The 6,277-nt window shown below is 72.1% G+C and carries 5 protein-coding genes and 1 pseudogene; 1 reads left to right on the top strand and 5 read right to left on the bottom strand.

The window, feature by feature from the left end:
• Nucleotides 1-308, top strand: a pseudogene (locus AC1DV7_RS17940) (hypothetical protein); the annotation flags it as partial.
• A gap of 4 nt (nucleotides 309-312) precedes the next feature.
• On the opposite strand, the gene AC1DV7_RS17935 reads toward AC1DV7_RS17940, so the two are convergent.
• The 5 genes from AC1DV7_RS17935 to AC1DV7_RS17915 form a co-directional block, all read right to left on the bottom strand.
• Complete coding sequence (locus AC1DV7_RS17935) at nucleotides 313-2,028, bottom strand: AMP-binding protein (RefSeq protein ID WP_477598697.1); 1,716 nt, start codon at nucleotides 2,026-2,028, stop codon at nucleotides 313-315.
• A 13-nt stretch (nucleotides 2,029-2,041) separates the two neighbouring features.
• Nucleotides 2,042-3,235: a pyrophosphate--fructose-6-phosphate 1-phosphotransferase gene (locus AC1DV7_RS17930; RefSeq protein ID WP_477598696.1), complete on the bottom strand. Its 1,194-nt coding sequence runs from the start codon at nucleotides 3,233-3,235 to the stop codon at nucleotides 2,042-2,044.
• A gap of 43 nt (nucleotides 3,236-3,278) precedes the next feature.
• Entirely contained in the window at nucleotides 3,279-4,094 is an 816-nt protein-coding gene (locus AC1DV7_RS17925; protein ID WP_477598695.1) for a L,D-transpeptidase family protein, read from the bottom strand.
• Nucleotides 4,091-5,029 carry a M15 family metallopeptidase gene (locus AC1DV7_RS17920; protein ID WP_477598694.1) on the bottom strand — a complete coding sequence of 313 codons (939 nt, stop codon included), beginning with the start codon at nucleotides 5,027-5,029 and terminating at the stop codon, nucleotides 4,091-4,093. Before AC1DV7_RS17920 ends, AC1DV7_RS17925 begins: the two co-directional genes overlap by 4 nt.
• A 166-nt stretch (nucleotides 5,030-5,195) precedes the next feature.
• Nucleotides 5,196-6,053, bottom strand: a complete 858-nt coding sequence (locus AC1DV7_RS17915) for a LytR C-terminal domain-containing protein (RefSeq protein ID WP_477598693.1) — start codon at nucleotides 6,051-6,053, stop codon at nucleotides 5,196-5,198.
• Nucleotides 6,054-6,277: the final 224 nt, after the last annotated feature.

The following is a 6,277-nucleotide window of genomic DNA, read 5'->3' as shown; positions in this document are numbered from 1 at the left end:
ACGCTGGCCCGGGGTCGTCCACCAGCGGCGAGCCCGCCACGGAGGCAGCGGCGACCAAGCCCGTCGACCTGGTCCAGGGCAAGGGCCAGGGCCAGGGCGAAGGCCTGGGCCAGGGCGAAGGCCTGGGCCAGGGCAACCCGGCCCGGGTCGCCAGGCCGCTGTCGGCGGGCAGGGCTGACACGCCCCAGGGCAAGCCGCCGACCGAGCCGATCGCCACSGAGCCGAAGATCGCCCGGCCGGAGGTCGCCAGCCCCGATGCTGCTGACGCCGCCGAGGCCGGGTCCGCGGGCTCCGTCGCTCAGCCCTGACCCGTCAGGTCGACCGGGTGCTCTGGTCGTCGCGGAACTCCTCCGACAGCGAGACGCCTTGGTCGAAGGCCTCCTGCTCGCGGGTCCTCAGCTCCACCCGGCGGATCTTGCCGCTGACCGTCTTGGGCAGCTCGAAGAACTCGAGGCGGCGGACCCGCAGGTAGGGCGCGAGGTGGGTCCGCGCGTGCTCGAAGATCGCCGCCGCGGTCTGCGCGTCGGGCTCCCACCCGGCGGCCAGGGCGATGTAGGCCTTGGGCACGGCCAACCGGGTCGGGTCCGGCGCGGGGACCACCGCCGCCTCGGCGACGGCGGGGTGCTCGATGAGCACGCTCTCGAGCTCGAACGGCGACACCTTGTAGTCGCTGGCCTTGAACACGTCGTCGGTGCGTCCGATGTAGGTGATGTAACCGTCGCCGTCGCGCTGCGCCACGTCGCCCGTGTGGTACCAGCCGCCCGCCGTGGCCTCGGCCTGCCTCTCGGCATCGCCGTGGTAGCCGGTCATGAGGTTGACGGGGTGCTGGGACAGGTCCAGGACGATCTCGCCCTCGTCGGCGGGCGTGCCGGTGAGCGGGTCGACCAGGGCGACCGGGACACCCGGCATCGGGCGGCCCATCGAGCCCGGCTTGAGCGGCTCGCCCGCGATGTTGCCGATCTGCAGGGTGGTCTCGGTCTGGCCGTAGCCGTCGCGGATCGTGAGCCCCCAGGCCTGCTGGACCTGGCTGATGACCTCGGGGTTGAGGGGCTCCCCGGCCGCGAGCAGCTCGCGCAGGGCACCGCTGCCGCCACTGAGGTCGGCCTGGATCAGCATGCGCCAGACCGTCGGCGGCGCGCAGAAGGTCGTCACCTGTGCCCGGCGGAGCTGGTCGAGCAGGGCCGCGGCGTCGAACCGCGCGTAGTTGTAGACGAAGATCGTCGCCTCGGCGATCCACGGTGCGAAGAAGCACGACCACGCGTGCTTGGCCCATCCGGGAGAGCTGATCGCGAGGTGCACGTCACCGGGTCGGGCGCCGATCCAGTACATCGTCGAGAGGTGCCCGACGGGATAGGACACCTGGGTGTGCTCGACCAGCTTGGGCCTGCTCGTCGTCCCGGACGTGAAGTAGAGCAGCAGCGGGTCGGTCGCCGCGGTCGTCGTCTCGAACGCGCGGGCCTCGACACCGGCCGAGTCCGCGTAGCGCTCCCAACCCGCGACCTCGCCCACGCAGATCCGTCGGTAGTCGCCCGTGACCTCCTCGAACTTGGCCGTGTCGGCGGTATTGGCGACCACGACGCGTGCCCCGCCGCGGTCCACCCGGTCCTGCAGGTCGCCGGGGCCGAGGGCCGCCGTGGTCGGCATGATGACGGCGCCGATCTTGGCGACGGCGAGCATCGTCTCCCACAGCTCGACCTGGTTGCCCAGCATCAGCAGGACCCGATCCCCTTGCGTCACACCGAGATCCGTCAGCCATACGGCGACCTGGTCCGACCGGGTCGCCATCTCGTCGAACGACAGGCGCCGCTCCGCGCCGTCCTCCTCGACGATCCACAGGGCGGTGGTGTCGTTGCCCCGGGCGATGACGTCGAACCAGTCCACGGCCCAGTTGAAGCGCTCCCCCACGTCGGGCCAGCGGAACTCGGCCACGGCCCGGTCGTGCTGTCCGGTCAGGGCCACGAGCGTGTCCCGCGCCCGGCGGTATGCCGCGGTGCTCGCCCCGGGGGGTGTGGCTGAGGTCGGCGTCATGCCACCGACCCTGCTACGACTGGCCGAGGTCGGCAAGCAGGGCCGTGAACCACGGGGCTGTGGGGTCGAAGGCCTTGCCGCCCTTGATCCGCGGGAACTCGACGGCGCGCAGCTGGTCCCCGCGTTCCTCGTCGTGACCCACCACGCCGGACTCGCCCCGCAGGGCCGCGTCCACGGCATACGTGGTGCAGTCCTTGATGAGGGCGAGGTCGGCGTCGTTGGCCGCCGCGGACCTCGCGTAGTAGCCGCTCTTCTGGACCAGCACCTTGTCGGCGCCCAGCTGCTCGGCGAACTGCTTGGCGAACCAGGCGCCCGGGTTGACCTTGTCGAGCTGGACGTGGCCGAAGGGATCGCGCGGGACGTCCTGCCCCGCCTCCTCCATGGCAGCCACGATCTCGGCGACGCCCGCACCCTCGGAGATGAAGAGGTTGACCCCGTCGGACTCGTCCATGATCGCGCGCAGCCGGGTCGCCTCCTGGGCGATGTCGAGGGGACGCTCGGGCACGAAGACGCCGTGCACGTCCCATCGCTCGGGGGAGTTCTCGAGCCAGCCGGCGAACTCCGTGCCGCGCACCCAGTCGTGATGGGCCCGGGCCGTCGCGGCGGTGAGCCATCCGCAGTTGCGACCCATGACCTCGTGGACGATGAGCATCCGCGGGTTCGAGGAGTGCTCGGCGATCACGTTGCGCGCGAACAGCGCGCCCTGCTCGGCGGCAGTCCACGCGCCGAGCGACTGGCGGATCGGCACGACGTCGTTGTCGATCGTCTTGGGCAGCCCCACGACGGTGAGCTCGTAGCCGTTGCCGTGCAGGTAAGCCGCGAGGTCGGCCGCGGTGCCGTTGGTGTCGTCGCCACCGATGGTGTGCAGGACGTCGACCCCGTCGCGGGTCAGCTGCTCGGCGGCGACGTGCAGCGGGTTCTGGCCCTCCTGGACCAGGCCCCGCCTGACGCAGTCCTTGACGTTGGTGAGCTTGACCCTGCTGTTGCCGATCGGACTGCCCCCGAACCGGTGCAGGAGGTGAGCGGAGGCACGCACCTCGTCGGTGACCTCGACGGAGTCGCCGGTCAGCAACCCGGCATACCCGTTGCGGTAGGCGATGATCCGGACGTCCGGCGCCACCTCCGAGTAGCGCTCGATGAGTCCTCCGACGGCGGAGGACAGGCACGGGGCCAGCCCGCCTGCGGTCAACATGGCAACGGTTCGCATGCGCCCACTCTGCCAACTCGCGGGGGTGGCGGCCAGAGCGGTCTCAGCGGATCGAGATCACTGCCCCCGCGCGCTCCCACCGCATCACCGCGAGCAGCGCCGAGGTCGGGAGCGAGACGCACCCGGCGGTGCCGCCGCCCTTGTCGACGTGGAGGAAGATCGCCGAGCCCTTGCCGGGGGTCCGCGCCTCGTTGTAACCGATCACCTGGGCGTAGCTGTAGGCCGGTGTGTTCAGCAGGTTCTCGGCGCTCGTCCACCGTCCGCCGGCCGGCTTGCGCTGGTGGGTGTTGTAGAGGCCGGAGGCGCTGTCGTCGACCCACACGTCGTTCGCGTCCACCCGGAACCAGCCCTGAGCCAGGCCGGGGTTGGCCCTGGCGCCGAAGCCGCCGCGCAGCGGATACGTGCCGCCGGGGGTGGCCCCGTCGCCCTCGCGCTTGGACCAGGACACCCCGTTGACCCCGACGTGGCCGGAGTAGGGGCCGAGCTCGAGCTGGTAACCCGACGCGCTACGCCGGCAGGCCCGGACGGTCGCGGACGAGCCGCTGGACCGCACCACGACCACCTGGCGGGCCGTGACCCCCGAGGGGACGGTGCAGGTCGGCTTGGCGGGGGCGGGCGGGCGCGTCGCGCGGGCCGCCGTCCGCGTGCTCGTCGCCGGGCGCTTGCTGGTGGTCGGCTTGCTGGTCGTCGGCTTCGGCGTCGTGGTCGCGGTCGGGGCGGTGGTCCTGGTCGGGGCGGTCGTCGCGCTGCTCGTCGCGGTGCCGGACGTGGCCGGTGGCGCGGCGACCTCGCCACCCCCACAACCGGTGACGACCACGAGACCCAGCAGCGCGGCATACCGCCGCACGCAGCGGCTCATCGGTCGAAGTGCTGGTAGTCGGGAGCCGACCAGAGACCACCCCACCGCAGCCCCTGGCTGGTGAAGGCGCGCACCGCGGCACTGCTGCTCGAGGAGAACACGCCCGGGGCCGGGCCCCGCCGCCTCAGCCAGTAGCTGTCGGGGTAGACRGTGCCGTTGCTGGCGACGTACGGGTTCTCGAAATCGTTGACGTCGATCGCCGTGCCGTAGGCGTGCTTGCTGTAGACCCTGCTCGCCTCCTCACCGCCGACGTAGCGGCAGTTGAACGCCGAGGTGTTGTCGGCCTCCATCGCCGCGTAGTCGTTGGCACCGGGACCCTTGGGGTTCTTGCCCCACGACGAGTCCATCGGCTTCATCTGGCGGATCCGGAACTGCAGGTCGTGGAGCCGGGCGAAGGCCGCCGCGGTCCGCGACGCGATCGAGGCGTTGACGACGACGCCACCCCGCGACCGCTTCCCGTCGAAGCCCCAGAAGTTGACCCGGACCAGCCGCAGCGACGACCGCCCGACGGGGCAGCCGGACGTCCACGAGTACCCGACCATGCGCGACCACAGCGCGTCCGGGACGGGGCCGACCGACGCGTTGGCGCCGCGCCCGACCGCAGCCTCGTTGACCGGGAAGCGCACCGTGGGCTCGGCACCCGCCCGCGGGACCGGGGCGAGCCTCGTGGGCGTGGCCGACGTCGTGGGGGTCGCGCGCCGGGTGGCGGCAGGGGTCTTCGGCGCGGCTGTCGTGGTCCTCGTGGTCGTCGTCGGGGCGGCCGTGGTCGTGGCTGCCTCCGTGGTGGTCGTGGACGTGGCGACGGCCGTGCTGGGCGTGGGGGCGGAGGTCAGCTCGTCGCCCGCGCAGGCGGCCGGCAGGCACAGGGCCGCGGTCAGGACCGCGGCCAGGGCGACGTGCGCTCGGGGGGAGGAGCCGCGGCGAGAGGAGTGCATCGCCGCACCACTGTGCCAAGCCTGGCGCGGATGCGCCAACCTCCGACGGGTATGACGGGGCTCCCCGCGGCGGGGCGGCCGCCGGTGACCGCCTCCCGCCCGGGTCTTTGGAGCGTTGTCGGGGTGATGACCCCGAAGAGCCTCCAAACACCCCGGTGAGCCAGCCTCAGTCGGTGCAGGGACGCGCCACCGTGGGCTTTTCCGGCTTGGGCCGCACCGGCAGTCGCGGGACGTCCGCGAGGTCTGCCAGAGCCGTGAACTCGTTGCCGAGCACCAGGTCGACGGTGGTGCCGGCCCGGGTGTCCTTGCGCAGCTCCGCCGCGGGCAGGTGGCCCTTGAGCAGCGCGGCTGCGAGGTCGCCCTCCTCGCCGTACCGGATGACGGCGACCCCCATCTGCATCGTGCGCAGGGGGTCGTTGGAGACCTCCTTCACCTTGAAGCCGCGCGCCTTGACCTGGTCGGCGACGACTTTGGCCAGCCCGGTCTTGTAGGTCGTGTTGTAGACGTTGACGCCGACCTCGGACGGGATCGGCTTGAGCCGCGGCGGGATCGGGGTCATCTCCTTGAACGCCAGGCCCACGACGACGTCGACGTCGGTGCCGGGACGCACGTCCTGGAACAGCTTGGCGCCGGGGATCTGCGAGGCCGTGAGCAGCGCCTGGTCCAGCCCCCTCGGTCCGTGGTGGACGACCGCCGGAGCGGTCACGTACCACGAGTCCGGGGCGTTGCTGATCGAGCCCACGGTGAACGTGCGCTTGCCCAGCCCCGCGGCCACCTGGCCGGCGACGCCGTCGCGACCCGTGGCGTTCCTGACGTTGACCGTGAAGGAGCCGCGCGCCGGGGCCGGGACGACCTCGGGCTGGCAGGACGGCTTGGGCGGCGCGGGGGTCATCCAGCCGCTGGAGTATGCCGCCGTGATGCTTGCGGTGCCCAGCAGGACTCCGGGGATGGTGACGAACAGCATGGCCTGGCGCAGCCGGTGCTTGCGCCACAGCTGTGTGGGTGTGAGGTCCTCGTCCCGCATGGTGCGCCCCCTGGCTGGCGTGGTGATCCCGAGTCACAATCGTCACACCAGTCACACGGGTCACATGTCAAGCGACACGCGGATGACGCGTTTCGTCACATAGCCGTGATCGAACGGCCCTCCCGAGCGCCCGCTCCGGACTGCGTGCGCGAGGATGTCGCCCCATGACCTGGACCCCACCCGACCCCGCCCGGCGGCCGCCCCGCGGGCGGCACGTGCTCGCC

The organism is Pedococcus sp. P2_E4, from assembly GCF_056403935.1.
The sequence above is the reverse complement of the archived record's forward strand: the minus strand, read 5'-3'. Positions and strand labels throughout refer to the sequence as shown.